Annotated in this window: 17 protein-coding genes and 2 tRNA genes; 9 read left to right on the forward strand and 10 right to left on the reverse strand. The window is 65.9% G+C overall.

The features are described 5' to 3' along the window. Positions 1 to 92: 92 nt before the first annotated feature. From CDN36_RS00565 to CDN36_RS00590, 6 genes are all read right to left on the reverse strand, one after another. Complete coding sequence (locus CDN36_RS00565) at positions 93 to 1832, reverse strand: AMP-binding protein (RefSeq protein WP_287495719.1); 1740 nt, start codon at positions 1830 to 1832, stop codon at positions 93 to 95. Between the two features lie 256 nt (positions 1833 to 2088). Continuing rightward, positions 2089 to 3408: an acetyl-CoA C-acetyltransferase gene (locus tag CDN36_RS00570; RefSeq protein ID WP_287495720.1), complete on the reverse strand. Its 1320-nt coding sequence runs from the start codon at positions 3406 to 3408 to the stop codon at positions 2089 to 2091. A gap of 124 nt (positions 3409 to 3532) precedes the next feature. Further along, the gene (locus CDN36_RS00575) at positions 3533 to 4579 is read right to left on the reverse strand and encodes a MaoC/PaaZ C-terminal domain-containing protein (protein WP_287495721.1); all 1047 of its coding nucleotides are present in this window, start codon (positions 4577 to 4579) and stop codon (positions 3533 to 3535) included. Next, a complete protein-coding gene (locus CDN36_RS00580; protein ID WP_287495722.1) occupies positions 4576 to 5997 on the reverse strand; it encodes a 3-oxoacyl-ACP reductase in 1422 nt (473 codons plus the stop codon). The genes CDN36_RS00575 and CDN36_RS00580 overlap by 4 nt, the downstream gene beginning before the upstream one ends. A gap of 51 nt (positions 5998 to 6048) precedes the next feature. Then, positions 6049 to 8550 carry an acyl-CoA dehydrogenase gene (locus CDN36_RS00585; protein ID WP_287495723.1) on the reverse strand — a complete coding sequence of 834 codons (2502 nt, stop codon included), beginning with the start codon at positions 8548 to 8550 and terminating at the stop codon, positions 6049 to 6051. Positions 8551 to 8923: 373 nt separating this feature from the next. After that, on the reverse strand, positions 8924 to 9766 hold the full coding sequence (locus tag CDN36_RS00590) for a TetR/AcrR family transcriptional regulator (protein WP_150554258.1): 843 nt from the start codon (positions 9764 to 9766) through the stop codon (positions 8924 to 8926). A 491-nt stretch (positions 9767 to 10257) separates the two neighbouring features. Between CDN36_RS00590 and tig the strand changes: the two genes are divergently transcribed. The 8 genes from tig (at position 10258) to CDN36_RS00630 (ending at position 19316) form a co-directional block, all read left to right on the forward strand. Beyond that, complete coding sequence (tig, locus tag CDN36_RS00595; protein ID WP_150554259.1) at positions 10258 to 11598, forward strand: trigger factor; 1341 nt, start codon at positions 10258 to 10260, stop codon at positions 11596 to 11598. Between the two features lie 125 nt (positions 11599 to 11723). Beyond that, a complete protein-coding gene (clpP, locus tag CDN36_RS00600) occupies positions 11724 to 12377 on the forward strand; it encodes an ATP-dependent Clp endopeptidase proteolytic subunit ClpP (RefSeq protein WP_150554516.1) in 654 nt (217 codons plus the stop codon). Between the two features lie 234 nt (positions 12378 to 12611). Then, positions 12612 to 13892 carry an ATP-dependent Clp protease ATP-binding subunit ClpX gene (gene clpX, locus CDN36_RS00605; RefSeq protein WP_150554260.1) on the forward strand — a complete coding sequence of 427 codons (1281 nt, stop codon included), beginning with the start codon at positions 12612 to 12614 and terminating at the stop codon, positions 13890 to 13892. A gap of 194 nt (positions 13893 to 14086) precedes the next feature. Further along, entirely contained in the window at positions 14087 to 16507 is a 2421-nt protein-coding gene (gene lon / locus CDN36_RS00610; RefSeq protein ID WP_287495724.1) for an endopeptidase La, read from the forward strand. Between the two features lie 278 nt (positions 16508 to 16785). Further along, a complete protein-coding gene (locus CDN36_RS00615) occupies positions 16786 to 17088 on the forward strand; it encodes an HU family DNA-binding protein (RefSeq protein WP_477642103.1) in 303 nt (100 codons plus the stop codon). A 56-nt stretch (positions 17089 to 17144) separates the two neighbouring features. Continuing rightward, positions 17145 to 17220 (forward strand) — tRNA-Val (locus CDN36_RS00620). Between the two features lie 14 nt (positions 17221 to 17234). Further along, positions 17235 to 17311: transfer RNA gene (locus CDN36_RS00625), tRNA-Asp, on the forward strand. A gap of 82 nt (positions 17312 to 17393) precedes the next feature. Beyond that, positions 17394 to 19316, forward strand: coding sequence for a SurA N-terminal domain-containing protein (locus CDN36_RS00630; RefSeq protein ID WP_287495725.1), 1923 nt, complete (start codon positions 17394 to 17396; stop codon positions 19314 to 19316). Positions 19317 to 19366: 50 nt separating this feature from the next. On the opposite strand, the gene CDN36_RS00635 is transcribed toward CDN36_RS00630, so the two are convergent. Then, positions 19367 to 20065: an arylesterase gene (locus CDN36_RS00635; RefSeq protein ID WP_287495726.1), complete on the reverse strand. Its 699-nt coding sequence runs from the start codon at positions 20063 to 20065 to the stop codon at positions 19367 to 19369. Between CDN36_RS00635 and CDN36_RS00640 the strand changes: the two genes are divergently transcribed. After that, positions 20064 to 20756: an ABC transporter ATP-binding protein gene (locus tag CDN36_RS00640; RefSeq protein ID WP_287495727.1), complete on the forward strand. Its 693-nt coding sequence runs from the start codon at positions 20064 to 20066 to the stop codon at positions 20754 to 20756. The genes CDN36_RS00635 and CDN36_RS00640 overlap by 2 nt on opposite strands. 46 nt (positions 20757 to 20802) lie before the next feature. Here CDN36_RS00640 and pgi read toward each other — a convergent pair whose 3' ends face one another. The 3 genes from pgi to CDN36_RS00655 form a co-directional block, all read right to left on the reverse strand. Further along, positions 20803 to 22473 carry a glucose-6-phosphate isomerase gene (gene pgi / locus CDN36_RS00645; protein ID WP_287495728.1) on the reverse strand — a complete coding sequence of 557 codons (1671 nt, stop codon included), beginning with the start codon at positions 22471 to 22473 and terminating at the stop codon, positions 20803 to 20805. Between the two features lie 124 nt (positions 22474 to 22597). Further along, on the reverse strand, positions 22598 to 24301 hold the full coding sequence (locus CDN36_RS00650; protein ID WP_287495729.1) for an NAD(P)H-hydrate dehydratase: 1704 nt from the start codon (positions 24299 to 24301) through the stop codon (positions 22598 to 22600). Positions 24302 to 24734: 433 nt separating this feature from the next. Beyond that, positions 24735 to 26033, reverse strand: a complete 1299-nt coding sequence (locus tag CDN36_RS00655; protein WP_353846831.1) for a D-amino acid dehydrogenase — start codon at positions 26031 to 26033, stop codon at positions 24735 to 24737. Positions 26034 to 26229: the final 196 nt, after the last annotated feature.

Here is a 26229-nt window from a genome sequence, read left to right on the forward strand (position 1 = left end):
GGGCGCCGGCGGAGGGCGTAGAAGTGCGCCGGCGCGCTTGGATCCGGCCACGCAGGCGCCTCGGGCCGCGTCAATACGCTTCCAGGCCATTTTCAAGGCGGCGTGGCCGGCGTCGGCGCCGGCTCGCGCAGTTCGCGCCGCAGGATCTTGCCAACAGTCGTCTTGGGCAGCTCGCCCTGGCGAAATTCGACGATGCGAGGCACCTTGTACGCCGTGAGGTGCTCGCGGCAGTGAGCGAGGATCGTCGCGGTGTCCAGTTGCGGATCTCTCGCCACGAGGACGAGTTTCACACGCTCGCCCGCCACGGGGTCGGGCACCCCGACGACCGCCGCTTCGCGCACGCCGGGATGCAGCATCACGACGTCCTCGATCTCGTTCGGATAGACGTTGAAGCCCGAGACGAGAATCATGTCCTTCTTGCGATCGATGAGCCGGACGTAGCCGCGCTCGTCCATCACGCCAATGTCGCCGGTCATCAGCCAGCCGTCGGCGTCGAGGGTCTTCGCCGTCTCTTCGGGGCGTCGCCAGTAACCGCGCATGACCTGCGGCCCACGCACGCACAGCTCGCCGGGCTCGCCGATCGCAGCCCACGTGCCGTCTTCGCGCCTGAAGCGCACTTCGGTGGACGGCGCAGGCAGGCCGATCGATCCGGTGAACTCGTAGTCGTCCATGTGGGCGAGATCGACCGGGTTCATGGTGACGATGGGCGAGCATTCCGTCAGGCCATAGCCTTCGATGATCGGCTTGCCGGTGACCTGCTTCCAGCGCTCGGCAATGGCGCGTTGCGTGGCCATGCCGCCCGCGAGCGACAGCTTGAGCTTCGAGAAGTCGCGCGCGCAGAAGTCCTTGTTCTCGAGCAGGCCGTTATAGAGCGTGTTCACGCCCGTGACGCCGGTGAAGGCCTCGTTGCGGATGATGTAGACGACCTTTTTCACGTCGCGCGGATTCGCAATGAGAATGTTGCGTCCGCCCAGGCTCATGAACACCAGAAGGTTCACGGTGAGCGAGAGGATGTGGTACATCGGCAGCAGCGACAGGTTGACCTCGATGTCGCCGTCGAGCTGATCGGCCGCCCACGCCTCGGTCTGGAGCAGGTTGGCGAGCACGTTGCCGTGCGTGAGCATCGCGCCCTTTGCCACGCCCGTCGTGCCGCCCGTGTATTGCAGGAACGCGAGATCGTCGCGCGCGAGCGGCACGGCAGCGGCGGTGAGCGTTGCGCCTTGCGCCAGCGCGCGGCGCAGCGCGACGGCGCGGGGCAGGTGATATGCCGGCACCTGCCTGGCGATGTGCCGCATGAGGAAATTGACGGCGCGTCCCTTGGCGTTCAGGCCGGCCCCGAGCAGGTCGCCGATCTGGGTGACGAGCACGTGGCGCACGTCAGTGTCGGGCAGCGCGTCCTGCACGGTCTTCGCGAAGTTCTCGAAGACGACGATCGTCTGCGCGCCGCTGTCCTGCAACTGATGCTTGAGCTCGCGCGCGGTGTAGAGCGGATTGACGTTGACCACCACGCCGCCGGCGATGAGCGTGCCGAACAGGCAGATCGGGTACTGGAAGCAGTTGGGCATCATGAGCGCCACGCGATCGCCGGCGCGCACGCCTTGCGCTTGCAGCCACGCCGCGAATGCGCGCGCCTGACGCGCGACTTCACCATAACTCATTTCGCTGCCGAGGCTCACGAACGCCACGCGGTCGCGATACCTGGCGATCCATTCATCGAAGGCCTGCACGAGCGACGTGTACCGTGTCACGTCGATGTCGGCCGGCACGCCGGGGGGATAGGCGCCGAGCCAGATGCGGTCCTGCTGGACAGCTTGGTCCATCGTTGTCTCCATGAAAAGCTCCCCGCGCTCGCGCATTCGCTCGCCAATTCGCCAGCTAATTCGCTCGCTCATCTGCTGACTCGCTCGCATGCTGCGGCTTGCTCTGCCGGCAAGACTCGTGCGCGCGCGGGCGCGGTGATGGCTGCCCCTGTGATGCCGATTCCGTTCTCGTTATGTGATTCGCGTCCTGGTTCGTATCGTCGTTGGTGTCGTCGTTGGTGGCGTCGTTTCGGTAGTTCCCGGTCGTCTGCGCTCCGGCCGTCTCACGTCAGCGCTCGAGCATCGCCACGACGCCCTGACCACCTGCCGCGCAAATCGAGATGAGCCCGCGCCCGCCGCCGCGCATGGCAAGCAGCTTGGCGAGCGTGGCGAGAATGCGCCCGCCAGTGGCCGCGAACGGGTGTCCGCACGCGAGTGAGCTGCCGTGTACGTTCAAACGCTGGCGGTCGATGCCGCCCAGCGGCGCGGCAAGCCCCAGCTTGTCGCGGCAGTACTGCGGGTCTTCCCACGCCTTGAGCGTGCAAAGCACCTGCGCGGCGAACGCCTCGTGGATTTCGTAAAAGTCGAAGTCCTGCAGTGTCAGGCCGGCCTGCGCCAGCATGCGCGGGACCGCGTAGACTGGCGCCATCAGCAAGCCCTCGCGTTGCGATTCGTCCGGATTGAAGAAGTCGACGGCCGCCGTCTGCGAGTACGTCAGGTACGCGAGTACCGGGATACCGTGCGCGTGCGCCCACGCTTCGCTCGCGAGCAGCACACACGAGGCGCCGTCGGTGAGCGGCGTCGAGTTGCCGGCCGTGAGCGTGCCGGCGGCGCTGCGGTCGAACACCGGCTTGAGGCTGGCGAGTTTCTCGAGGGTGACGTCGGGCCGCAGGTTGTTGTCGCGTTGCAGGCCGCGAAACGGTGTCATCAGATCGAGGAAGAAACCTTGTTCGTAGGCCGCGGCGAGACGCTCGTGGCTCGCGAGCGCGAGTTCGTCCTGCGCGGCGCGCTCGATCTGCCAGTGCTTGGCCATCAATTCGCAGTGCTCGCCCATCGACAGACCGGTGCGCGGCTCGCCATTGCGCGGCAACGACGGGCGGAACAGCATGCCGGGCCGGGCTTTCGCGAACGCGCCAATCTTCGCGCTCGTGCTGCGTTGGCGGTTGGCTTCGAGCAGGATCTTGCGCAGCGTCTCGTTCACGCCGATGGGGGCGTCCGAGGCGGTGTCGACGCCGCCCGCGATGGCCACGTCGATCTGGCCCATTGCGATCTTGTTGCCGGTGAGGATGGCCGTCTCCAGCCCGGTGCCGCATGCCTGCTGCACGTCGTAGGCGGGCGTCTGCGGCGCGAGCGTGGTCGACAGGACGGATTCTCGCGTCAGGTTGAAGTCGCGCGAGTGCTTGAGCACGGCGCCTGCGGCGACTTCGCCCAGCCGCTGGCCATGCAGGCCGAAGCGGTCGATGAGGCCCTGCATGGCCGCGCTCAGCATGTCCTGGTTCGATGCCGTCGCGTAGGCAGTGTTCGCGCGCGCGAATGGAATGCGATTGCCGCCGAGGATCGCGACGCGTCGCAGCGCGGGTGCGGGGGCGGTAGGTTTGAAGGCGCTCATGAAAGGTCCGTTCCGGGTGCGGTTTCGGGTGCAGTTTCGGGTGCAGTTTCGGGGGCGATTTCGGTTGCGATTGCGGTTTCGGTTGCGATTGCGGTTGCGATTTCGGGTGAGGTCTCGGGTCCCGTCATGAAGCGGCGGGGGCGTCGACGGTGCCGGTGGCGCCGAGGGCAGCCCCCGTATCGCCGGCGCCGCGGCGCTGTGGCGACGCTGTGGCGGCGTTCTCGGCGAGTTGCCATCGTCCGCGCAGATGCGGGACGGTCCCCGCCGCATCGCGCAGTTCGAACACGGTCCCGGGCTCGGCCCCGTCACCGGCTGTGCCGCTCGCCGGGGCGCCGTCGGACTGGCGCCAGAGCGTCACCTGGCCCGGCAGCAAGATCGGCGTCTTGAATTCGACGAGCAGATCGAGGGTCGCGGGCGAGCCTGGCAGCACGGCCGCGAGCGCGCGCGCGAAGCTCCACATGCCGTGGATGATCGGACGCGGAAAACCGAAGCATCTTGCCGTGATCGGCCACAGGTGGATCGGGTTGTAGTCGCCCGACACGCGCGCGTATTGCCGGCCGAGGTCGCGCGGAAGCGACCACGCTTGCGTTTGGATCAACGACGTGCGCGCGCCGAGCGCCGCGCGATAGGGCGTGCCCAGCGCAGCGCGCACGCCCGTGCGCAGATACAGGCTTTCGCCGCTCCAGACGACTTCGCCGCCGCGGCGCGCAGTGGTGAGCACCGTGAACGCCTGTCCCTTGTCATGCGCGTACAGCGCGCCGCAACGCACGTCGAAGTCGAGCCGGTCGCCGGCGTGAAGCGTCGCATGCTGCACGATGCGATTGGCCAGATGCACCATGCCCAGCATCGCGAACGGGAAGGCGCGATCGGTCATCAGCAGCATGTGTAGCGCAAACGCGAGCAGATGCGGCCACGTGGGCGGCACGGCGGACGTCTGCGCAAAGCCGCACAGACGCGCGTAGCGAGCGATGGCCTCGGCCTCGAGCGCCACGTTGCGCCATTCGAAGGCGAGCGGGGGCAGCGGCCGGGCGCGCGCAGGCTTGCGCGAGGCGAGCAGCGCGCGCACGTAGCACCGCAGCGGCGAGGGCAGGTGCGTGATGCGACGGGCGGCGCCCTGCGCGGGGTCGCGTGAACGGTCGTGCCGCGGCGAGCGGTCGTCGGCCATGGTCATGCCCCCAGCAGGCTCTGGCCGCACACGCGCACGACCTGACCGGTCAACGCCCCGGAGGCCGGATGGGCGAGCCACGCGATCGTCTCGGCGACATCGACGGGCTGGCCGCCCTGGCCGAGCGAGTTCATGCGGCGTCCGGCCTCGCGAATTGCGAACGGCACCGCTGCCGTCATCTGCGTTTCGATGAAGCCCGGGGCCACGGCGTTGATGCTGATGCGGCGCTGCGCGAGCCGCGGCGCCCAAGCCTCGACCATGCCGATCACGGCCGCTTTCGATGCCGCGTAGTTCGTCTGCCCGCGATTGCCGGCAATGCCGCTGATCGACGCCACGCCGACGATGCGGCTGTTGGCGCGCAGCATGCCGGCCTCGAGCAGCGCCTCGTTCAGGCGCTGCGGGGCGCCCACGTTGATGTCGAGCACGCTGCGCCATTGCGCCTCGCTCATGCGAACGAGCGTTTTGTCGCGCGTGATGCCGGCGTTGTGCACGAGCACGTCGAGTCCGCGCGGCGCGTGAGTCGCCAGATGCGCGAGCAGGGTGGCGGCGGCGTCCGGCCCGGCGATGTCGCAGGCAAGGGCACTGCCTTCCAGGCGCGATGCCACGGCTTCGAGAGGGCCCTGGGCGGACGGAATGTCGACGCATACGACATGCGCGCCGTCGCGCGCCAGCACGCACGCGATGGCTTCGCCGATGCCGCGCGCCGCACCCGTTACCACGGCGACCTGCCCGGCAAGCGGGCGCGCGTCGCGCATTGGCGGTGCGTCGAAGACCGGCGCCTGCAGCGTGATCGCCTGACCGTCGACGTAGGCCGCTCGCGGCGAGAGGAAGAACCGCAGGCTCGAGTGCAACGCCTCGTGCGCCTGAGGGGCGACGTAGAGCAGTTGTGCCGTGGCGCCGCGCTTGAGCTCCTTCGCGAGCGAACGCACGAAGCCTTCGAGCGCGCGTTGCGCCGTGCTCGCCTGCGGGGTTGCGGCCAGATGCGGCGGCAGGCCGAACACAAGCACGCGAGCGCATGTGTCGAGCGAAGCGAGCGTGTCGTGGAAGAACGTGTAGAGCGCCATCAACGCGTCGGTGCTGGCGATGGCGCTCGCATCGAAGAGCAGTGCCTTCGGGCGTACACCTTCGGCCGGGTTGAAGCGTCCGCTCATCGTCCCGGCGGCGTTCGCATGACCAATCCAGTCGAGCGTCGCCGCGTGCGCGAGGCTCGGCACACCGAGCCAATGGAGTTCGCGCGCAAGCGCGGGGAGCAATGGCGCGGCATCTCCGCCACCGACGACGGCCAGGGGCGGCGTGGGGCCTTGTGCTTCGGCCGCGCCGTGCTGCGGCATGCGCTCGAGCGGCACGGGGCGCGGCAGGCCCAGCGCGTTGGCAAGACGGCTGCCCACGGCGGAGTTGGCGAAAGCCAGATATCGGTCGGACATCGTCACAGCCTCGATTCCTCCAGGTGATGGGGGCGATCCGGGTTTCCGGGTTCAGCTCGTGACGGCTTCGCCGGTCGCCGCCTGTTGCTGCGCACGCCGCATGTCGGCAAGGCGGCCAAAGTCGGCGGGGAAGTCGTCGACCGCCACGGCCCGCGCGGCATAGTCGGCGTACTGTGCGAGCACGCGGCGCTCGTCCTCGCTCAGCAGTTGCAGCGAAGCGGCCCGGTCGACCCATTGCGTGAATTCCGGCAGGCTCTGCGGCATGGCCGGCAGACGACCTTCCCTGATCGCGGCGCGCAGACGGTGCTCGATCGCGCTGACTTGCGGCGTCATCTGGAACACGATCTCGCCATACGCCAGTCCGTCGATCTCCGGGCGCGGCGAATAGCTGCCGGCGATCAGCCGCTCGCGCGCGTCGCCGGGCGTCTGCATCAGTTCAGCCACCTGCGCGCCGAGGGCGTCGGACGGCTTGGCGTAGGGTAGGCCCAGCGGCGTGAGCTTCCAGCGCATCCACCAGGCGACGAACCGCGACGGATAGTTCGCCAGCACGCCTTCGAACGCTTCGCGCGCTTGCCAGAGCGCGTCTTGCGCGGCCCAGTGCACCAGTGGCAGATCGGCCTGCGGGCGTCCTTCGTCTTCGAAGCGCTTGAGTGTTGCCGTCAGGAGGAACAATTGCGAGAGGATGTCGCCCAGGCGCCCCGTGATGCTCTCGCGGCGTTTGAGCGAACCGCCGAGCACCGCCATCGAAACGTCCGCCGCGATGGCCAGCAGCGTCGAGAAGCGATTCGCCGCGCGGTAATACGCGTGCAGTTCCGGCGCGCTGCGCTCGGGCACGGCGGAAAAGCGCGCATGTGTGATGCCGTGCAGCGCGCCTCGCACGATGTTGCTCGTCACGAACGTCAGGTGACCGAAGAGGGCGTCGTCGAAGGCGCGCACCGCGGCGTGGCGATCGGGCATCCGTGCGGCGGCGAGTTCCTTGAGCACATACGGGTGGCAGCGGATTGCGCCCTGGCCGAAGATCATCAGGCAGCGCGTCATGATGTTCGCGCCCTCGACCGTGATCGACACGGGAATCTGCTGATATGCGCGGGCGAGGAAGTTGTTCGGGCCCATGCAGATGCCCTTGCCGGCGACCACGTCCATGCCGTCGTTGACCACCTTGCGCGCGCGTTCGGTCACGTGATACTTCGCGATTGCCGAGATCACCGACGGTTTCTCGCCGAGATCGACGGCAAGGGCGGCGAGGCGACGTGCGGCATCCATCGCGTAGAGATTGCCCGCCATGCGCGCGAGCGCTTCCTGCACGCCCTCGAACTTGCCGATGGGGGTGCGGAACTGGCGCCGGACGGCCGCATACGCGCCGGTCGCCCGCACTGCGATCTTCGAGTAGCCGACGTTCGATGACGGCAGCGAAATGGCGCGGCCGGCCGCCAGGCACTCCATCAGCATGCGCCAGCCTTTGCCGACCTGTGCGCGTCCGCCAATCACCCAGTCGAGTGGAATGAAGACGTCCTTGCCGGAATTCGGGCCGTTCTGGAAGACGGCGTTCAGCGGCCAGTGGCGACGGCCGATGACGACGCCCGGGTGATGCGTGGGAATGAGCGCGCAGGTAATGCCGGGCTCGTCTTCGTCGCCGAGCAGATGATCCGGGTCCAGCGCGCGAAACGCGAGGCCGAGCACGGTAGCGATCGGGCCGAGGGTGATGTAGCGCTTGTTCCAGGTCACACGAAAGCCCAGCGTCTCGCGGCCTTCGTGCATGCCCCGGCATACGACGCCCACGTCCGGGATGGCGGCGGCATCCGAGCCCGCGTAGGGGCTCGTGAGCGCGAAGCAAGGAATCTCCTCGCCCTTGGCCAGGCGCGGCAGATAGTAGTTCTTCTGCGCTTCGGTGCCGTAGTGCAGCAGCAGTTCGGCCGGCCCCAGCGAATTCGGCACCATGACCGAGACCGCGGCGGCCGAGCAGCGCGAGGCGAGCTTCATCACGACCTGCGAATGCGCATACGCGGAGAATCCAAGGCCGCCGTAGCGCTTGGGAATGATCATGCCGAGAAAGCCGGCTTCCTTCGCGTATTGCCAGGCCTTGGGCGGCAGATCCTGCCAGACCTGCGTGCTTTCCCAATCGTTGGACAGATCGCACAGACGCTCGACCTCGTTGTCCATGAACGCCTGTTCTTCGGCGCAGAGCCCGGGCGCGGGCAGCGAGGCGAACTTCCGCCAGTCGGGGCGCCCGGAAAAGAGGTCGGCGTCCCACCAGACGCTGCCGGCTTCGATCGCATCTTTTTCGGTTTCGGACATTTCCGGCATGATCGTGCGGAATTTGGCAAGCGCGGGGGCCGTGATGCACGCGCGTCGCAGCGGGCCGATGCTCAGGAACAGGGCGGGAAGGACGAACACGACGGCCAGTATCGCGGCGGCAACGGGACCGCACAGGCCGAGCGCGGCGCCTGCGCCCACCCACAGCGCGGTGGCGATCAGCCACTGCCATGCGCGTGCGCGATAGAACAGCAATGCGCATACGCCTACGATCAACGCAAGAATCCAGATGGCCGTCATGTTTTCCTCCCTTCGTCCCTTCGTCCCTTCGTCCCCTCGTCCAGTTTCGGTTCGGCCTCCGGTGCGTCGCTTTCCACCTTCTGCCTACCGCCTTGCGGCGTTGCGACGTGTCATGGACTGCCGCGTGATGGCGCCGTCGCGCGGGGGGGCGTCGTCCTCTTGCCGGGCAGTGCGAATCGCGTGCGCTGCGCCGCTGCCGGCACTCTTGTTGGATCGTTTCGCCGGACCTTGGTGCGCGGCGAATTCGAGTGATACGTCGAAACTGAAACGCGAGCCTCGCATTCGGCGCCGACGCGCCACGGGGCGTGTGCGGGCGCCGTGGCTCGCAGGCCTCGCCGTGCTGCCGGATGTGCCGGGCGAATCGGACAACCGCTCAGGCGCTTGCCAGTGAGCGGCTCGCACCGCCGGAGGCGCGGCCGGCCTCGTCGCCCGACGTGGACGACGACATCGCCGCCGGCGAATCGGGATCGGGGTGTCCGGCTTCGCGCGGCGGCGTGACGCCGGCTTCCCTGGTCAGGGCGAACACTGCGGCAAAGCTCGCGAGCTGCGCTTCGCCCGGCATCGGCGCCTTGAGCGCGGCGACCATGAGCGCGGTGAGGCGCGCCACCACCTGCAGGTCGCCCATGGGCTGGCCCTGGGCGAACGTGTCGATCAGACGCGTCGTGTCGCTGCTCGCCAGCACGCCCGAGAGCGCCTGCAGCGCGAATTGCAGGCGCCAGCGCAGCTCCTGATGCGGCAGCTCGGGCAGCGCCTGCGCGAAAGCGTCGAAGAAGCGCTTGAACACCGGCGCGTAATGCTGCTGGAGATAGTCGCGAATGAACGGCGACGGGTCGGCGTAGACCCGGCCGAGCAGGCGCAGGAACGCCGGCCCGCCGATGTCGCGGTGGTGCGAGATCGCCAGCGCCGGGATGAACATCGCCCCCAGCACGTGTTCGCACGTCAGGCGCGACCCGGGCCATGCGGCTTCGGCGCGCGTGAGCAGCGCGAGACGTTCCTCGTTGAGCCGGTCGAGCCGGCGCGAGAGCATGGCCTGCAACAGCGTTTCCTTGCTGCCGAAGTGATAGTTCACGGCCGCCAGATTCACCTCGGCACGCGAGGTGATCTGACGCAGCGACATGGCGTCGTAACCGTATTCGATGAAGAGGTCTTCTGCCGCATCGAGAATGCGCAGTTTGGTGTCGCCGGCTTGTCGGCCGGCCGGGACGCGTGGGCTCACGACGAATCTCCTTGGGGGCGCCGTCAGGCGCCATGTCGTCTTGTAATGAACTTCCGTTTCATTCAAACGTTCGATTGAATGCTAGGCCGGGATCGGCTGTCTCCCAAGGGGTTTTTCTGGAGAGGGAACTCTAAAGCGGCGGATCGGCCAATGAAGGCGTGGGCCCGGCGGTGGCCAGAGGCGATTGTTAAAGGGGGCAAGCCGTGAAAGGGGGGCGGGGAGAGGCTCGCCAAGGGAACCGGCCTGGATTTCGTGAATTCCCCGATATTTCCTCGATGCCGGGCCGGAAAGTCTAAAGGCGGGGCAATAGTTTGCTAAAATGTCCCGCTTTGTGTGCAAAACCGTTTTGGCGCTACCCCGGTTTGCCGGGGGCGGAGGGAAGCCGGCGTCGCTTCGTCGGTACCGGCCCAAGGTTGATTAACTGACAGGGTCCGCTTGCGGCATTCCCTCGCCGCAACACAGAACGACCCTCTGGATGGACGAATATCCTCATGACTATCGTTGTTGAAAACCTCGGCAAGCTCGAGCGTCGCTTTACCATCGCCCTGCAGAAGCAGGACGTCGAGAAAGAAGTTGCGGCACGCATTCAGAAGCTGTCGAAGACGGTTCGTATGCCGGGCTTCCGTCCGGGCAAGGTGCCCCTGAAGATGGTCACGCAGCAGTACGGTGGTCAGGTCGAAGCCGAAGTCGTGAGCGACAAGGTCGGCCAGCAATTCTTCGAAATCAGCAAGAACCAGGATCTGCGCGTGGCCGGCCAGCCGCGCTTCGCCCCGAAGGCAGACGCCGCCGAGACCGAATACGCGTTCGACGCCACCTTCGAGGTCTACCCGGAAGTCAAGATCGGCGACCTCGCCGCCGCCGAAGTCACCCGTACCACGACCGAAGTGTCGGAAGCGGAGATCGATCGCACCATCGACATTCTGCGCAAGCAGCGCGTTCACTACCACGTGCGCGGTGAAGCCGGCGCCCATGGCGACGGCGGCTCGGTCGAAGCCAAGGACGGCGATCGCGTGACGGTCGACTTCGTCGGCAAGATCGATGGTGAAGCCTTCGCGGGCGGCAGCGCCGAAGATTTCGTGTTTGTGCTCGGCGAAGGCCGCATGCTGCCGGAATTCGAAAAGGCCACGCTGGGCCTGAAGGTCGGCGAGTCGAAGGAGTTCGAGCTCAAGTTCCCGGACGAGTATCACGGCAAGGAAGTGGCCGGTAAGACCGCCACGTTTACCGTCACGCTCAAGAAGGTCGAGTGGGCGCACCTGCCGGAAGTCGACGCCGAGTTCGCCAAGTCGCTTGGTATTGCCGATGGCAGCATCGAGAAGATGCGCGCCGACATCAAGGAAAACCTGTCGCGCGAAGTGAAGCGTCGCACCCAGGCGCTGCTCAAGGACCAGGTGATGAACGCCCTGATCTCGGTGTCCGAGCTCGACGTGCCGAACGCGCTGGTCGCGCAGGATCAGGAGCGTCTGGTGGCGATGGCGCGTCAGGACCTCGCACAGCGCGGTGTGCCCAACGCCGGCAACGTGCCGATTCCGGCCGAGATGTTCAAGGAGCAAGCCGAGCGCCGCGTCAAGCTGGGCCTGATCCTTGCTGAACTGGTCAAGCAGCACGATCTGCAGGCCAAGCCGGAGCAGATCAAGGCAGAAGTCGAAGAGTTCGCGAAGAGCTACGAAGACCCGCAAGAAGTCGTCCGCTGGTACTATGGCGATCAGCAGCGCATGGCGGAAATGGAAGGTTTCGTCGTCGAGAACAATGTTGTCGAGTTCGTCCTGGGCAAGGCCAAGGTGACCGACAAGCAAGTGAGCTTCGAAGAGCTGGCCGGCAACACGCAGGGCTGATCGAGCACGACGGACTGACGGAGCCGCCGCGGCCGCAAGGCCGTGGCGGTTCTTTTCCAAATGGCCTCCGGGCCTCCTCCCTGCGGCGCGCAAAACCATCTCGATAGAAGGGTCGAACCGATATGATTACCCGTTCCGAATTGCTCGCCCAACTCGCTTCCCCGACGCACAACTCCGCTCTCGAATCGCAGGCTCTGGGCCTCGTGCCGATGGTCGTCGAGCAAAGTGGCCGCGGTGAGCGCGCTTACGATATCTACTCGCGTCTGCTCAAGGAGCGCATCATTTTCCTGGTGGGCGAGGTCAACGACCAGACCGCCAATCTCGTCGTTGCGCAATTGCTGTTTCTCGAGAGCGAGAATCCGGACAAGGAAATCTCGATGTACATCAACTCGCCGGGCGGCTCCGTCTCGGCAGGGCTCGCGATTTACGACACGATGCAGTTCGTGAAGCCGGCCGTCTCCACGCTGTGCATGGGCATGGCCGCGAGCATGGGCGCGTTCCTGCTCGCCGCCGGCGAGAAGGGCAAGCGCTATGCGCTGCCCAACGCCCGCATCATGATTCACCAGCCGCTGGGCGGCGCGCGCGGTCAGGCCTCGGACATCGAAATTCACGCGAAGGAAATCCTGTTGCTCAAGGACCGCCTGAACCGTCTGCTCGCCGAGAACACGGGGCAGCCGCTCGAGGTCATCGCGCGCGACACCGATCGCGACAACTTCAAGTCCGCGACCGATGCCGTGGAGTACGGTCTGATCGATCGCGTGCTCGAAAAGCGTCCCTGAATCGGTTGCCGATTGGGGGCGCGCGACGGCAAAACGCTGGCGCGACATCCGGTAATTTCGACGTCGAACACCGGGTGATCGCGCCAAGTCTTTGTCGTTAAAGGAAATTTGCGGCTGTCGCGGGTGGGCCACACGCCCGCGCAGCATGGCGTTACAATGGGATTCACGTATGCCGCGTTTGCCGCCCCGGCGGGGGACGACCGGGGCGCAAATTGCTAGCAGGCTGACACAGATATGGTGGATAAAAAAAGCACTTCCAACGGCGAAAAGCTGCTCTACTGCTCCTTCTGCGGAAAGAGTCAGCACGAGGTCAAGAAGCTCATCGCGGGACCGTCCGTGTTTATCTGCGACGAGTGCATTGATCTGTGCAACGAGATCATCCGCGACGAGGCTGCGGCAGCCGAGGACGAGAGTGGCAGCGGCGGCAAGTCCGATCTGCCTTCGCCGCAGGAAATCCGCGAGAGTCTCGATCAATACGTGATCGGTCAGGACCGCGCCAAGAAGATTCTGGCGGTCGCGGTCTACAACCATTACAAGCGGTTGAAGCACCTCGGCGACAAGCGCGACGAGGTCGAGCTTTCCAAGAGCAACATCCTGCTGATCGGGCCGACCGGCTCAGGCAAGACGCTGCTCGCGCAGACGCTCGCGCGTTTGCTCAACGTGCCGTTCGTGATCGCCGACGCCACCACGCTGACCGAGGCCGGCTATGTGGGCGAGGACGTCGAGAACATCATTCAGAAACTTTTGCAGAACTGCAATTACGAGATCGAGCAGGCGCAAAAGGGCATTGTCTACATCGACGAAATCGACAAGATCAGCCGCAAGTCGGACAACCCGTCGATCACGCGCGACGTGTCCGGCGAGGGCGTGCAGCAGGCGCTGCTCAAGCTCGTCGAAGGCACGATGGCATCGGTGCCGCCACAAGGCGGGCGCAAGCATCCGAATCAGGACTTCATCCAGGTAGATACGACCAATATCCTGTTCATCTGCGGCGGCGCGTTCGATGGTCTCGAGAAGATCATCATGAACCGCACGGAGAAGACCGGGATCGGCTTCGGCGCGACGGTCAAGACCGGTGAAGAGCGCGACGCGGGCGAATTGCTGCGCGACGTGGAACCGGAAGACCTGATCAAGTTCGGTCTGATCCCGGAGCTGATCGGCCGTCTGCCCGTCGTTGCCACGTTGGGCAAGCTGGACGAAGACGCGCTCGTGACGATCCTGATCGAGCCGAAGAATGCGCTGGTCAAGCAGTACCAGCGTCTGTTCGCGATGGAAGGCGTGGAGCTCGAGATCCGCCCGGCGGCGCTGCATGCGGTGGCTCGCAAGGCCATCAAGCGCAAGACCGGTGCGCGCGGGCTGCGTTCGATCATCGAGCAGGCGCTGCTCGAAGTCATGTACGAGCTGCCGTCGCTCAAAGGCGTGACCAAGGTGATTCTGGACGAGAACGCGATCAGCGGCGACGGCAAACCGCTGCTGATCTACCAGGAGTCGCCCAAAGTTGCCGGCTCCAATTGAACGGTCAACTCAACTTGCTTCGAAGCCGTTCATGGAAACATGGACGGCTTTTTTTCCTTCATACTAGTGCCACGGGCAATGAAACCCCGAGTGGTGCACCTTATCGGCGAAGGGGCCTTTCCACCCCCTTGTAATTCTCGCCGGCGGCCTCAATTAGCTGGAACACAACGGTATCGTTAATTATGGGGAACGAGATGTCAGGCACCCAAATCCTCCCGCCCGAAGCGATTCAACTGCCCCTGTTGCCTCTGCGCGACGTGGTCGTGTTTCCGCACATGGTGATTCCCCTTTTCGTGGGGCGTCCGAAATCGATCAAAGCGCTTGAAACCGCCATGGAAGGCGGCAAGCACATCATGCTGGTCGCCCAGAAAGCCGCGGCCAAGGACGAGCCCACGGCCAAGGATCTCTACGAGATCGGCTGCGTGGCCAACATCCTGCAAATGCTCAAGCTGCCGGACGGCACCGTGAAGGTGCTCGTCGAGGGCATCCAACGTGCGCGCACGCTGAGCGTGGATGAAGAAGAAACCCAGTTCACGTCGGAAGTCATGCCGCTCGAACCGGATGACGGCAATTCGCCCGAATCCGAGGCGCTGCGCCGTGCCATCGTCGCGCAGTTCGACCAGTACGTGAAGCTCAACAAGAAGATCCCCCCGGAGATCCTGACCTCGCTGTCGGGCATCGACGAAGCGGGTCGTCTGGCTGACACCATCGCCGCGCATCTGCCGCTCAAGCTCGAGCAGAAGCAGAAGATCCTGGAGATGTTCCCGGTCATCGAACGGCTCGAGCATCTGCTCGCGCAGCTCGAGAGCGAGATCGACATCCTGCAGGTGGAAAAGCGCATCCGCGGCCGCGTGAAGCGCCAGATGGAAAAGAGCCAGCGCGAGTACTACCTGAACGAGCAGGTCAAGGCCATCCAGAAGGAACTCGGCGAAGGCGAGGAGGGCGCGGATCTCGAAGAACTCGAAAAGCGCATCAAGGCCGCGCACCTGCCCAAGGAAGCCAAGAAGAAGGCTGACGCGGAACTCAAGAAGCTCAAGCTGATGTCGCCGATGTCGGCCGAAGCCACGGTCGTGCGCAACTACATCGACACGCTGGTCGGACTGCCGTGGCGCAAGAAGAGCAAGGTAAACAACGACCTGTCGAACGCCGAGAAGGTGCTCGACGAAGACCACTTCGGTCTCGAGAAGGTCAAGGAACGTATCCTCGAGTATCTTGCCGTGCAACAGCGCGTGGACAAGGTCAAGGCGCCGATCCTGTGCCTAGTCGGGCCCCCGGGCGTGGGCAAGACTTCGCTCGGCCAGTCGATCGCGCGTGCTACGAACCGCAAGTTCGTGCGCATGGCGTTGGGCGGCGTGCGTGACGAGGCCGAGATTCGCGGCCACCGTCGCACGTACATCGGGTCGATGCCGGGCAAGATCCTGCAGAGCCTGTCGAAAGTGGCCGTGCGCAACCCGCTGTTCCTGCTCGACGAAGTGGACAAGATGGGCATGGACTTCCGTGGCGACCCGAGCTCGGCGCTGCTCGAAGTGCTTGATCCGGAGCAGAACCACACGTTCTCGGACCACTACGTCGAAGTCGACTTCGATCTGTCGGACGTGATGTTCGTGGCGACGTCGAACTCGCTGAACATTCCGGCGCCGCTGCTCGATCGCATGGAAGTGATTCGCCTGTCGGGCTACACGGAAGACGAGAAGGTCAACATCGCCCAGCGTTATCTGCTGCCGAAGCAGAAGAAGAACAACGGGCTGAAGGAAGGCGAAATCGAGCTCACGGAAGCCGCGATCCGCGACATCATCCGCTATTACACGCGCGAAGCCGGTGTGCGTTCGCTCGAGCGCGAGATCTCGAAGATCTGCCGCAAGGTCGTGAAGATGCTGTTGCTCAAGAAGGTCGAAGGCACGTCGATCAAGGTCGACGCCGGCAATCTCGACAACTTCCTGGGCGTGCGCAAGTTCGACTTCGGTCTGGCGATGAAGGAAAACCAGATCGGCCAGGTCACGGGGCTGGCGTGGACGGAAGTGGGCGGCGATCTGCTGACCATCGAAGCCGCGTTGATGCCGGGCAAGGGCAACATCATTCGCACGGGCTCGCTCGGCGACGTGATGAAGGAGTCGGTCGAGGCGGCCCGCTCGGTGGTACGCTCGCGTGCGCGCCGCCTGGGGGTGACGGATGACCAGTTCGAGAAGAAGGACATCCACATCCACGTGCCGGAAGGCGCGACGCCGAAGGACGGCCCGTCCGCCGGTATCGCGATGACGACGGCGCTCGTGTCGGTGCTCACCGGCATTCCGGTGCGTGCCGATGTCGCGATGACCGGCGAGATCACGCTGCGCGGCGAAGTGTTGCCGATCGGCGGTCTCAAGGAGAAGCTGCTGGCCGCGCATCGCGGCGGCATCAAGCTCGTGTTGATTCCGGAAGAGAACGTGAAGGATCTCGCAGAGATTCCCGACACGGTGAAGAACGCGCTGGAGATCGTGCCCGTGCGCTGGATCGACAAGGTGCTGGAGCTGGCGCTGGAGCATGCGCCGACGCCGCTGCCCGAAGAAGAGGCGAAGGCTGCACCGGTGACGCCGAACGCGGACGCCGGCGGCAAGCAGGACGTCATCAAGCACTGACGGCGTCGCTTGCCGGGGAGGGGCGGCGATGTTCGCCGCAGCTCCCGGCATCGGAAAAGAGTGAAAGGCGAAAAAAGCTCGGGGTTTTCCCCGGGCTTTTTTTATTCACGCAAAGTGCTCGAAAATAGCGGCCGGAAAGCGCAGGTTCAGGAGTGCTTCCGAAGCCGCCAAAATGGCGCAAAACGGCTTGACATAAGGGTTTTCGGCTTGTCTAATGGCAAAGCCAGCGGACCTCGCAGATCAATGTCAAGGCGCGCGAAGAGCGCCTCCGCGGCTCAATCGCCTACTATCCTTGCAAGGGGGTTACAGTGAATAAGACGGAACTGATCGATCATATCGCGAGTGAGGCAGATATCTCGAAGGCCGCCTCGGGTCGAGCACTTGATGCATTTGTAGCTGCAGTAAAGAAGGCGCTGAAGAAGGGTGACGATGTGACGCTGGTGGGCTTCGGCACGTTCTTCGTGAACAAGCGCGCAGCGCGCACCGGCCGCAATCCGCGCACCGGCGACGCGATCAAGATCAAGGCCGCAAAGGTTCCGAAATTTCGCCCTGGCAAAGATCTCAAAGATACTGTAAACTGATCGACTTTCCTGCTCCGGCGGGAAGTAGCAGCAAGAACAACACTAGAATCGGGAACGGGTGCTTAGCTCAGCTGGTAGAGCGGCGCCCTTACAAGGCGTAGGTCGGGGGTTCGAACCCCTCAGCACCCACCAGTTCCAGATCTTGGGGAGCGGTAGTTCAGTTGGTTAGAATACCGGCCTGTCACGCCGGGGGTCGCGGGTTCGAGCCCCGTCCGCTCCGCCAAATTGTGAAAAGGCGAACTTCGGTTCGCCTTTTTTGCCATATGACGTCCTAAGACGCCTCCAGACGACTCTTCCGATTTCGTATGTTCGACTTCATCCGACGCCATCAACGATTGGTCCTCATTTTCCTGACGGTGTTGATCGTGCCGTCGTTCGTGGTCTTCGGCGTTCACGGCTGGCAGGAGTACGCCTCGGATGCCGGCACGATTGCCAAGGTGGGCGATCAGACCGTGACGCGTCAGGAATACGACAGCGTGTTGCGTGCCCAGACCGAGCGCATGCAGCAGATGTTCGGCGGCGCGGTCGACGCCAGCCAGATCAATACGCCCGAAATGCGCACGGCTGTGCTGGACAACCTGATCCAGCAGAAGCTGCTCATGCAGGAAACCCTCAAGAAGAATCTGTCGGTGCCCGATGCCCAGGTACGCGAGGCGCTGCTCGCCATCCCGGCAATTGCGCAGATGCGCCGCCCGGACGGCTCGATCGACGAAGCCAAGTACGAGCAACTGCTTGCCGCGCAGAACCTCACGCCGCAACGTCTCGAAGCTCAGGTGCGTTTCGAGCTCGCTTCGAACCAACTGCCGGCGAGCGTGCAGGCAAGCGCAATGCTGCCGAAGACGGTGATCGATCGTTTCGCGCAGCTTCGCGCACAGGAGCGCGAAGTGTCGGCGCTGACGTTCCCGGCCGCCGAGTACGCAGGCAAGGTCGCGCCGACGGCGCAGCAGATTCAGGCCTACTACGACGCCCACAAGGCCGCCTTCCAGACGCCGGAGTCGGCCGAGATCCAGTACGTCGTGCTCGATCCGAAGGCAATGCCGGCCTCGGCGCAGAGTGCGGCGAGCGATGACGTGCTGCGCAAGATGTACAACGACAACCTCAAGCAGTACACCACGCCGGAGGAGCGCCGTGCGTCGCACATCCTGATCGCCTCGCCGTCCGATGCATCGCCGGCCGAGCATGCCAAGGCGAAGGCCAAGGCCGAGGCGCTGCTCGCACAGCTCAAGCAGCATCCGAACGATTTCGCCAAGCTCGCGACCGAGAACTCCGACGATCCGGGTTCGAAGGCCAACGGCGGCGACCTCGGTTATTTCCAGCGCGACGCCATGGTCAAGCCGTTCGCCGACGCCGCCTTCGCGCTCAAGAGCGAAGGCGAGGTGAGCGACGTCGTGAAGAGCGACTTCGGCTATCACATCATCAAGCTGACCGGCATCAAACCGGGGCAGACGAAATCGTTCGAGGAGGTCAAGCCGCAACTCGCCGAACAGTATCGCCAACAGGAGTCGGCCAAGGCTTACGCCAAACTCGCCGACCAGTTCACCAACGCCGTGTACGAACAGCCGGACAGCCTGCAACCGGTGGCCGACAAGCTGAACCTGAAGGTGCTCGCCGCGACGGTCACGCGCACGCCGGACCCCGCGCAGGCCAAGGGGCCGCTCGGCAACGAGAAACTGCTCAAGGCCGTGTTCGGCGACGAGTCGCTCAAGAACAAGCGCAACACCGAAGCGGTGGACGTCGGACAGGGCGTGCTGGTCTCGGCGCATGTCGTCAACTATCATCCGGCCGCGACGCCGCCGCTCACGCAGATCGAAGCGCAGGTCAAGGAGAAGGTGGCCGCCGATCTGGCCGCGCAGGACGCGAAGAAGGCCGGGGAAGCGAAGCTCGATGCGCTGAAAAAGGGCGGCGATGCCGCATTCGGCCCAGCGCAGACGGTCTCGCGCGACAACCCGGGCAAGCTGCCGGCCGCCGCGCTCACCGCGATCTTCGGCGCCGACACGGCCAAGCTGCCGGCATACGTCGGCGTGGATCTCGGCGAAGGCCAGGGCTATGCGGTGTACCGCATCAGCAAGGTCTCGCAGCCCACGGTGCAAGACCCCCAACGGTTGGCCGCCGAAACGCAGCAGCTCAACCAACTGGCGGCGCAGGCTGAATGGAACGCCTGGCTCGGGGATCTGCGCGCGCGCTCGAAGGTCAAAATGGTCAACGACGTGACCAAGCCGGGCGCCTGATTCAGCGAGGCTCGGTGCAATGAAAAACGCGGCTCCCGGGCCGCGTTTTTTCATGCGCCGGACTTCGGCGTAGGAGCGTCGACCGCTTTGGCCGCCGGCTTGCCGGCAGGCTTGAGCAGCGGTTTCACGGTTGGCCAGACGTTTTGCAGAATTTGCGGGTGCGCCTTCGCAAGCGGATGAATCTGGTCCTGCTGGAACCAGTCCGGATGCTCGGCCACGCCGGCCAGCAGGAACGGCACATAGCCCGTCTTTTCCTGTCGGGCGAGTGTGGCGTACATGTTGTAGAACTGCTCGCTGTAGTCGGGCCCGTAGTTGGGGGGAATGCGCATGCCGACGACGATGACACGGCTGCCCGCCTTGCGTGCGGCTTCGATCATCGCCCGGAGATTGGTGCGCGTGAGCTCGAGCGGAATACCGCGCAGCGCGTCGTTGCCGCCCAGCTCGAGGATGGTGATCGCAGGGCGATGCCGTTCGAGAAGCGGGGCGAGCCGTGAGCGCCCGCCGCTCGTGGTGTCGCCGCTGATGCTCGCGTTGACGACGTTATAATCGAAGCCGTTTTGCGTGATCGTCTGCTGCAGGAGGTTGACCCACCCGGCGCCGCGTGCAATGCCATACTCGGCCGAGAGGCTGTCGCCCACGACGAGAATCGTCGGCGCGCCCGAACTTGCCGCGTTCGCCACAGTCCCTGACAGCAGGCTCCAGCCCACGAGGGCCGTGGCGGCCAATTTCAAGAACTCTCTTCTTGCCATGTCGTTTTCCGAAAACGTAATTGAGGTGCGGGGGCTCGGCAAGCGCTTGCGCGACGCCACCGGCGAGCTCGTCATTTTGCAGGATATCGATTTTTCCGTCGCGAAAGGCCAGACGGTGGCCATCGTCGGCGCTTCCGGCTCCGGCAAGTCGACGTTGCTGGGCCTCATGGCCGGCCTCGACACCGCGACGGACGGCAGCGTGACGCTGCTGGGCAAGTCGCTCGGCGATCTCGATGAAGAGGGCCGCGCCGCCCTGCGCCGCGGCGCCGTGGGCTTCGTCTTTCAGTCGTTCCAGCTGATGCCGCACCTGACGGCGCTCGAAAACGTCATGCTGCCGCTCGAACTGCTCGGTGAGACACGCGAGGTCCGCAATCGTGCCGTGAAGTTGCTCGAACAGGTGGGGCTCGGCGCGCGACTTACGCACTACCCGAAGCAGCTCTCCGGCGGCGAGCAGCAGCGCGTGGCACTGGCGCGCGCGTTCGTGACCGAACCGGCCGTGCTCTTTGCCGACGAGCCCACCGGCAGCCTCGATACGGCGACCGGCGAACGCGTCATCGACCTGATGTTTTCTCTGAACGAGGCGAGCGGCGCGACGTTGGTTCTCGTCACACATGACCTGGCCATTGCGCAGCGTTGCGACGCGACGGTGCAGCTCGCCGGCGGCCGGCTCGTCAACGGCGCCCACGTTTGATCGGGGCCGTGTCGCCGCACCTCAAAGCAAAGAAAGAGAGGGGAGGTCAGCCCTTGCGCCGCCGGAGCGCCTCGCCCGCCAAGCGGATGAGCGAGGCGGTCGAAGCATCGTGAGCGCCGGGTCTGAGCGTGTCCGGATCGAGAAGCTCGGGCTCAATCGCGCGGCATAGCGTCTTGCCGAGTTCCACACCCCACTGGTCGAACGGATTGATGTCCCAGACAGCGGCCTGCACGAAGATCTTGTGCTCGTAGAGTGCGATCAACGCGCCCAGACGCTCCGGCGTCAACTTGTCGATGACGATGGTGTTGCTCGGCCGGTTGCCGTCGAAGCGACGCTGTGCGCCGAGCGGGCTGCCAGCCTGTTCGCTCGTCGCCATCGAACCGCCCTGGAGCAGGGCTTCGCTTTGCGCGAAGCAGTTCGCCAACAGCTTGCGATGGTGTTCGAGATAGGCCGCACCTTCGTACTGCGGCTCCAGCACGGCGATGAAGTCGACCGGCACGAGCGTCGTGCCCTGGTGCAGCATCTGGAAATATGCATGCTGCCCGTTCGTACCCGGTTCGCCCCAGATGATCGGTGCGGTCTGCCACGCCACCGGCGTGCCGTCGATCTGTACGGACTTGCCGTTGCTCTCCATGTCCAGTTGCTGCAAATATGGCGGCAGCTTCTGGAGCGCGTCCGTGTACGGGGCGATGGACAGCGTTTGCGCATCGAAGAAATTGCGATACCAGATGCCCAGCAAACCGAGCAACACAGGCATGTTGGCTTCGAGCGGCGCGGTGCGGAAGTGTTCGTCCATCGCATGCGCGCCGGCGAGCAGGGCGTCGAAGTGCCGCGGGCCCAGATAGAGCATGATGATCAGCCCCACCGACGACCACAGCGAATAGCGTCCGCCCACCCATTCGCCGAATTCGAAGACATTCTCGCGGTCGATGCCAAAGCGCGTTGCCTCGTCGGCGTTCGTCGATACCGCGACGAAATGCTTGCCCAGCGCGCTCTCCGGGATGCCGTTGGCCAGGAACCAGGCGCGAATCGTGCGCGCGTTGGTCATGGTCTCGAGCGTGGTGAACGTCTTCGAGCACACGACGACGAGCGTGGTTTGCGGATCGAGCGTGGGCAGCGTGCGGGCGAGTTCGGTCGGATCGATGTTGGCGATGAAGTGCGCCGTGAGTTCCGCGCGTCCGTAGACGGCGAGCGCGTCGCAGACCATGCGCGGCCCCAGATCAGAGCCGCCGATGCCGACGTTGACCAGATGCCGGATGCGCTTGCCGGTGGCGCCAAGCCACCGGCCGTCGCGAACGCGCTCGCTGAAGGCGCGCATGCGCGCGAGCGTCTGATGCACGCCGGCGCTGACATCGCCGGCGGCGTCGCGAAACGCCGCGCCCTGTGGCGCGCGCAATGCCACGTGCAGCGCCGCGCGGTCCTCGGTGACGTTCACGTGTTCGCCGGCCCACATTGCGTCGCGCTTGGCGGGTACGTGGCATTCGCGCGCGAGATGCGCGAGCAGGGTGCGCGTCTTGTCGGTGATCCGGTTCTTCGAGTAGTCGAGATAGAGGCCGGCGGCATGCAGCGAGAACTGCTCGACGCGTGCATTCGCGCCGGCGCCGGCAAACCAGTCGCGCATGTGCTGCCCTGCGATTTCATCGCGATGCTCGAGCAATGCACGCCATGCGGCGAGTTGATCCAGACGAACGGAGGGCGCGGAAGGCTTGTACGACATGTGCGGTAAGGGCATTTCGATAAAGCGAAGTATAACGGGAGTCACGCGCGATCACGCCGAAATGACGCCGTCGCGCGGCCATGGCGCGTGCTTCGGCCGTGCTTTCGACAGTTCTGTGGCGCACTCATGTCGCGGTCCGGGTCGCACCGCGCGCGCCGCGCTCCGACAACGCCGCCAGTTCGACGCGCATGGCCGGCAACAGTTCGGATGCCGTCAGTCCCGCGGGTCCTGCGCCTTCGGCGACGCAACGGTCCGCGGCCTTGCCGTGCAGCCAAACGCCGGCCAGCGCGGCGGTGTTTGCGGGCGTGCCCTGCGCGAGCAATGCGCCGATGGCGCCGGTGAGCACGTCGCCCGTGCCGGCCGTCGCCAGCCCCGCATTGCCGGTGGTATTGATCCACGCGCCGGCACCATCGTCGACGATGCTGCCCGATCCCTTGAGTACGACGACCGCACCAAAACGCTTTGCCAGCGAGCGCGCGGCGCTCAGGCGGTCGGACTCGACGTCTGCGACGCTGCACCCGGCCAGTCTTGCCGCTTCGAGCGGATGCGGCGTGAGTATCGTAGGACCGGCGCGGCGGCGCACGCGCTCGGCAAGCGAGGCGTGCGCCGCGATGAGATTGAGGGCATCGGCGTCGATGACGAGCGGCGTCTGCTCGAGCGACAGCGCACGGGAAAGACATGCCGCCGAAGCCGCGGACGTGCCCAGCCCGGGCCCGACGCACACCGCCTGCATGGCTGCCAGATCGACGTCTTCTGCCGCACGCAGCATGAGCTCGGGATGGACGGGGTCCCACGCAGGTGCGTCGGGGGCGACGAAACCGACATAGACGCGCCCGGCGCCGGTCATCAGCCCGGCGCGCGCACACAGGAGCGGCGCACCGACCATGCCGGGGTGGCCGCCGAGCACCGCGAGCGAGCCGTAACTGCCCTTGTGCGAGGCGTGGCGGCGCAGCGGAAGGTCGGCGCCGAAGACGTCCGGCGCGCTCGTGGCAAGTGTCGCAAGTGTGGGGCGGGCGGCAGGGGTGGCAGGGGCGGCAGGGGCAGCAGGGGCGGCCTCGAGCGCCTCCTCGGCGCCCAACGACGCGACGAGTACCATGCCCGCAACGTCGCGGCCCTTGCCGGTAAACAATCCCGGGCACGCGCCGAGCATGGCGATCGTGACATCGGCGTGAATGACCGCGCCGTCCGCCATGCCCGTGGCTGCGCCGAGCCCGCTCGGAATGTCGATCGCGAGAACCGGCGTGCCGTGCGCGTGGGCATAGGCGATGTTCCCGACGAGGGCCGCGACAGCACCATCGAGCGGACGCGACAGGCCAATGCCGAACAGGCCGTCGACGATCCACGCATAGGTGGCCGGGTGCGGCCACACCGCCGGCGCCGGGCGGATCGGCACGCCCGCCGTCATGGCCTGCGCGTGGGCCCAGCGGGCGTCGTCCGTCGCGGGTGCGGCGCATTGCCAGACGTCGACCAGTACGCCGCGCCGATGCAGGTCATGCGCGGCGACGTAGGCGTCGCCACCGTTGTTTCCGGGGCCGGCGAGCAGCAGCACGGGCTGACGACCGGCGCTGGCCAGGACCGGCAGTCGTGCGTAGAGCCAGTCGGCGACGGCGGCGCCCGCGCGCGCCATGAGCGTGTGTGGCGGTAGCTTGGCCGCCGCGGCGCGCTCCACGTCGCGCAGCGTCGCCGGAAGATACAGCGCGAGCGACGTGCCAGGGTCGCAAACCGTTGCGGTGTGGGTGAGCGATGCGGGCTGCGTCAACGCGGGCGGACGCGCGAGCGGACTCGGATTGAGCGCGGCGGGAACATCGATGCGCAGTGGGTTCGGCATGACAGGCGGGGCTCCCGGAGAATGCGGCGCGATCGCCCGAAGGGACGACGGACGCCGATGGCGGGCTCGGCGCCATGCCGGAGGGCCGACGTCGCGAACCTGCGCCTCAACGCAGGCATTATGCCGCCAACCTCGTCATCTGCCTGCCGGTGGGAATCCCGACCTCGTGTCGGCAATGTCTGACGTGCGCGGCGGGGCGCACGAGGCGGCTGCGGCGCCGGGTGCTGACGCGCGGACCATCGACGTGCGCGGCCATCGCATGCGGCGGCACGCTCCACACGATCGGGCACGATTCACACGATCGGGCACGATTCACACGATCCGGCACGATTCGGCACAATCAGCGCGACTGGCGGGATTGGCGGGATTGGCGGGATTGGCGCGGCTGGCTGCGGATGGCGCGGTTTAGCGCGGTTTGGCGCGCCAGCGGGGCTCAGCGATCGCGGCGAGCGTGGCGATCGTAGCGGGCGAGCGTGAGCCCGTCGAGATCGATCTCGGGCGTCTGGCCGGAGATCACGTCGGCGAGAATGCGCCCCGATCCGCAGGCCATGGCCCAGCCGGTGGAGCCGTGGCCGAGGTTGAGGTAGATGCCCGGCAGGTGCGTCGGCCCGAGCAGCGGCGGGCCGTCCGGCAGCATCGGTCGCGCGCCCACCCAGGCGCGCGCCTCGCGGTACTTGCCGGCGCCCGGAAACCAGTCCGTCGCCACCTTGTAAAGCGTGGAGATGGCGCGCTCGCGCAGCACCAGTTCGGTGTCGCCGAGCTCGGCCGTCCCGGCAATGCGCAGCCGGTTGCCCTGCGGCGTGATGGCGGTCTTGTACGACTCGTCCATGACGGCAATGCGAGGGCTGAACAATTCCGTCTTGACGGGCACCGTGATCGAGTAGCCCTTGATCGGCCAAAGCGGCACGTCGATGCCGAGCGGGCGAAGCAGGGCGGTGCTCGCCACGCCGGCCGCGATCACCACGGCGTCCGCTTCGAGCCTCGCCGTCTGGCCGGGCACGCCGCTTGCGGCCATCTCGACGGTGACGCCCGCGCGCCCCACGTTCGGGCGCACCGACAGCACGGTCGTCTCGGTGGCGAGCGTCACGCCGAGCTCACGCGAGATCTGGGCCAGGCGCTTGGTGAACAACGGGCAGTTGCCGGTCTCGTCGCGCGGCAGATGCAGCCCGCCCGCAAGCGGCGCGTCGTTGGAGATCGCGGGTTCGAGCTTGCGGCATTCGTCGGCGGTGAGCAGGCGGTGCGGGACTTCGTTCTCGGCCAGCATGGCGCGCGCCGGCTCGTTCAACTTGATCTCGCGCTCGGTGCGAAACAGTTGCAGATAGCCCTGCGTGTGCTCGTATTCGAAGACGTGGACGTCGCGCAGGTCGTGCAGGCAACGCTGGCTGTAGAACGCCAGGCGCTGCATGCGCTCGCGGTTGGCGCGATAGCGCTCGAGCTTGCACTCGCGCAGCCAGCGCGCAGCCCAGCGCCAGGTGCCGGCCGACAGGCCGGGGCGGAAGATGAGGGGGCTCGCGGCGCTGAACATATAGCCGAGCAGCTTGCGCGGCATGCCCGGCGCGGCCCAGGGAGTGACGTAGCCCGGCGCGATGACGCCCGCATTGCCGAAGCTGCTCTCCTGCGCGACCGTGCTGTTGCGCTCGACGAGCGTGACCGTGTGCCCCGCGGCGGCCAGATAGTAGGCGGTGCATGTGCCGATAACCCCGCCGCCGATAACGATGACCTTCATTCCCAACCGTCTGGTGTGTGGCGAACGCCCGCCCGTTCGCTTGTTAGTGTCGTTCTTGGTGGTGCGGCCCGGACCCGTGGGGCCTCGCGCCGGTGTTCCAGTGTGTGTCCATCGCGGGGCGCATAGGTTACCAGAGAGCGGCCCGGACCGGGCGGGTAGATGGCGGAATTCGGTCGCGCGCACTCGGGTATAACCCGGGGTA

The organism is Pandoraea sp. CB10b_02 (assembly GCF_002216225.1).
GTDB classification, from domain to species: Bacteria; Pseudomonadota; Gammaproteobacteria; order Burkholderiales; family Burkholderiaceae; genus Pandoraea; species Pandoraea nosoerga.